Source organism: Novosphingobium organovorum (assembly GCF_022832435.1).
Classification (GTDB): domain Bacteria; phylum Pseudomonadota; class Alphaproteobacteria; order Sphingomonadales; family Sphingomonadaceae; genus Novosphingobium; species Novosphingobium organovorum.
On record NZ_JALHLF010000215.1, the window covers coordinates 1 to 2,454 of the forward strand.

Here is a 2,454-nt window from a genome sequence, read left to right on the forward strand (position 1 = left end):
CCGCCGCCGCCGTCGAGGCGCTCGCCGCGATCGCCCTCGTGCTCGCCCCCACCCACCGGGGCGGGGCGGTGGCCGCGATCGCTCTTTGGGGCCTTTACACCGCGCTGCTTCTCGTCCGGCGCGGCCAGCGGCTCGATTGCGGCTGCGATCTCGCCGCGCGCACCAGGCCGGTGGGTGCCGCCACCATCGCCCGCCCCTTCGCCCTGGCGCTGCTGGGGGCCGTCGCGCTGGCCCTTCGCGCGCCGCTCGATTGGGCGCTCGACACCCCCTTTGCCGCGCTCGCGCTGCTCGCGCTGTGGTTCGCCGCCGGCGAACTGAGCGCCCTTCCCTTTCAGCCAAGGACCCGCTGACCATGATCCTGACCTCGCAAATCCTGCTGTGGGCCGCCGTCATCGTGCTGGCCGCAACCGTCGCCGCGCTGGCCCGTCAGGTGGGCATCCTGCACGAACGCATCGCGCCCGCCGGCGCGCTTACCCTCCACCAGAAAGTCCACGTCGGCGAGAAACCGACCGCGCTTACCCTCGAGGCTATCGACGGACGCGCGGTGACGGTGGGCGGCCCGCGTCAGGGCAAGAGCCAGCTGGTCTTCTTCGCTGCGCCCGATTGCCCGATGTGCAAGACACTGCTGCCCATGGTCCGCTCGGCCGCGCGGGCCGAGGCCGACTGGCTAGACGTGGTGCTGGCCGGTGACGGTGAGGCCGCCGCCTATGGCCGCATGGTGCGCGAACAGGGCCTGGCCCACGTGCCGACCGTGCTCTCCGAAGCGCTGGGCCGCGCCTTTGGTGTCTCCAAGCTGCCCTACGCCGTGCTGCTCGACGAGAACGGCACGCTTGCCTCGCTCGGCCTCGTCAACAGCCGCGAACACCTCGAAAGCCTGTTCGAAGCCAAGGAACGCGGGGTCGCCTCGATCCAGGACTTCCTGGGCCGGCGCAGCAGGAGCAACTGACCATGGCCGGTTTCGACAAACTCACCGAGCGGCTGACCCGCACCATCGCCAGTTCCAGCTCACGGCGCAGTTCGCTCGCCTGGCTGGGCGGGATGCTGACCGGCACGCTCACCACCCCGCTCCTGCCCGTCGCCCGCGCGGCCAGTCCGCACGCCAGCCCGCACGGCGGCGGCGAAGGCGCGCGCGCACCGATCACCTCGGGCACCGCGCAGGATCCGGGCGACCGGTCCTCGTGCGACTACTGGCGTTACTGCGCAATCGACGGGTTCCTGTGCAGCTGCTGCGGGGGCAGCGTGAACACCTGCCCGCCGGGCACCGAGATGTCCCCGATCACCTGGATCGGCACCTGCACCAACCCGGCTGACGGGCGCGCCTACGTCATCAGCTACAATGACTGCTGCGGGACCAGCTCGTGCGGGCAGTGCCTGTGCAACCGCAACGAAGGCGACCGTCCGCAAGTGCGCCCGCAGTCGAACAACGACTACAACTGGTGCCTGGGGACCGAAAGCAGCGTCTACAACTGCTCGGTCGCCGCGATCGTGGGCGTCGCGATAGAGGACGCGGGATGACCCGGCCGCGCCCCCTCCCCCGCCGTACGCCGACCGCACTGGGCGCGCTCGCGCTCACTACGCTGGGCACACTCGCGCTCGTTCAGGCCGCGCCCTCGCGTTCGGCCTCTGCACCGGACGAAGGCGCCGCGCTGTTCAAGCGCTGCGCGGCCTGCCACACCTCCACCGGCAAGGGCGTGCCCGGCACCTATCCCCCGCTGCAGGCCGACTTTCGCCAGCTCGCCGCAAGCAAGGCCGGGCGCCAGTACATCGCGCTTGCGGTGATGCGCGGGCTGATGGGGCCGCTCACCATCGAGGGTAAGAGCTACCGCAGCGTGATGCCCGCGCAGGCCGATCTCGACGATGCGCAGGTCGCCGCCGTGCTCAACCACGTTGGCACGACCATCGCGAAAACCGGCCCCGCGTTCAAACCGCTTAGTCCCGCCGAAGTCGCGTCGGCGCGCGCGCTGGGCGCGAAGCTCACCCCCGCCGAGGTCGCCCGGCTCCACCAGGCGGCGGGCGGACAGTGAAACGGCTCGCCCGCTTCGGGGCACCGGCCCTGCTGGCGCTCGCGCTGGCGGTCCGCGCGGCGGGGAGCACCGGGGAGCTGACCGAGACGACCCTTCCTGGTGTCGACGATCTCGCCGCGGCGCGTGTCGACTACATGCTCAAGTGCCAGGGGTGCCATCATCCCGACGGTTCGGGCAACGCGGTCAACACCCCGCCGCTGGCGGGGCAGGTCGCCCGGTTCCTCCACGTGGCGGGCGGGCGCGCATTTATCGCGCGCGTGCCCGGCGTCGCCAGCACCGACCTTGACGACCGGCGCACCGCGCGCGTGCTCAACTACAGCCTCTACCGCTTCGACCGGGCGCACCTGCCCGCAGACTTCACGCCCTACACCGCGCAGGAGATCGGCCGCCTGCGCCGCGCGCCACTGCGGCTGGAGCGCGCCGCCTGGCG

General features: G+C 71.8%; 5 protein-coding genes. All 5 read left to right on the top strand.

Going from position 1 to position 2,454, the window contains the following annotated elements; translation table 11 throughout:
* Positions 1 to 350, top strand: a 350-nt coding sequence (locus MTR62_RS20725; RefSeq protein ID WP_244024520.1) for a MauE/DoxX family redox-associated membrane protein, incomplete at its 5' end; no start/stop codon positions are given.
* A 2-nt stretch (positions 351 to 352) separates the two neighbouring features.
* A complete protein-coding gene (locus tag MTR62_RS20730) occupies positions 353 to 946 on the top strand; it encodes a redoxin family protein (RefSeq protein ID WP_244024522.1) in 594 nt (197 codons plus the stop codon).
* 2 nt (positions 947 to 948) lie between these two features.
* Positions 949 to 1,515, top strand: coding sequence for a methylamine dehydrogenase light chain (locus MTR62_RS20735; protein WP_244024524.1), 567 nt, complete (start codon positions 949 to 951; stop codon positions 1,513 to 1,515).
* Complete coding sequence (locus tag MTR62_RS20740; RefSeq protein ID WP_244024527.1) at positions 1,512 to 2,024, top strand: c-type cytochrome; 513 nt, start codon at positions 1,512 to 1,514, stop codon at positions 2,022 to 2,024. Before MTR62_RS20735 ends, MTR62_RS20740 begins: the two co-directional genes overlap by 4 nt.
* The coding region (locus tag MTR62_RS20745; protein WP_244024529.1) for a cytochrome c at positions 2,021 to 2,454 on the top strand (434 nt) is incomplete at its 3' end. The genes MTR62_RS20740 and MTR62_RS20745, both read left to right, overlap by 4 nt.

Coding starts and splice junctions, on each gene's coding strand:
- MTR62_RS20730 (WP_244024522.1), top strand. CDS start 353: ATGATCCTGACCTCGCAAATCCTGCTGTGGGCCGCCGTCATCGTGCTG.
- MTR62_RS20735 (WP_244024524.1), top strand. CDS start 949: ATGGCCGGTTTCGACAAACTCACCGAGCGGCTGACCCGCACCATCGCC.
- MTR62_RS20740 (WP_244024527.1), top strand. CDS start 1,512: ATGACCCGGCCGCGCCCCCTCCCCCGCCGTACGCCGACCGCACTGGGC.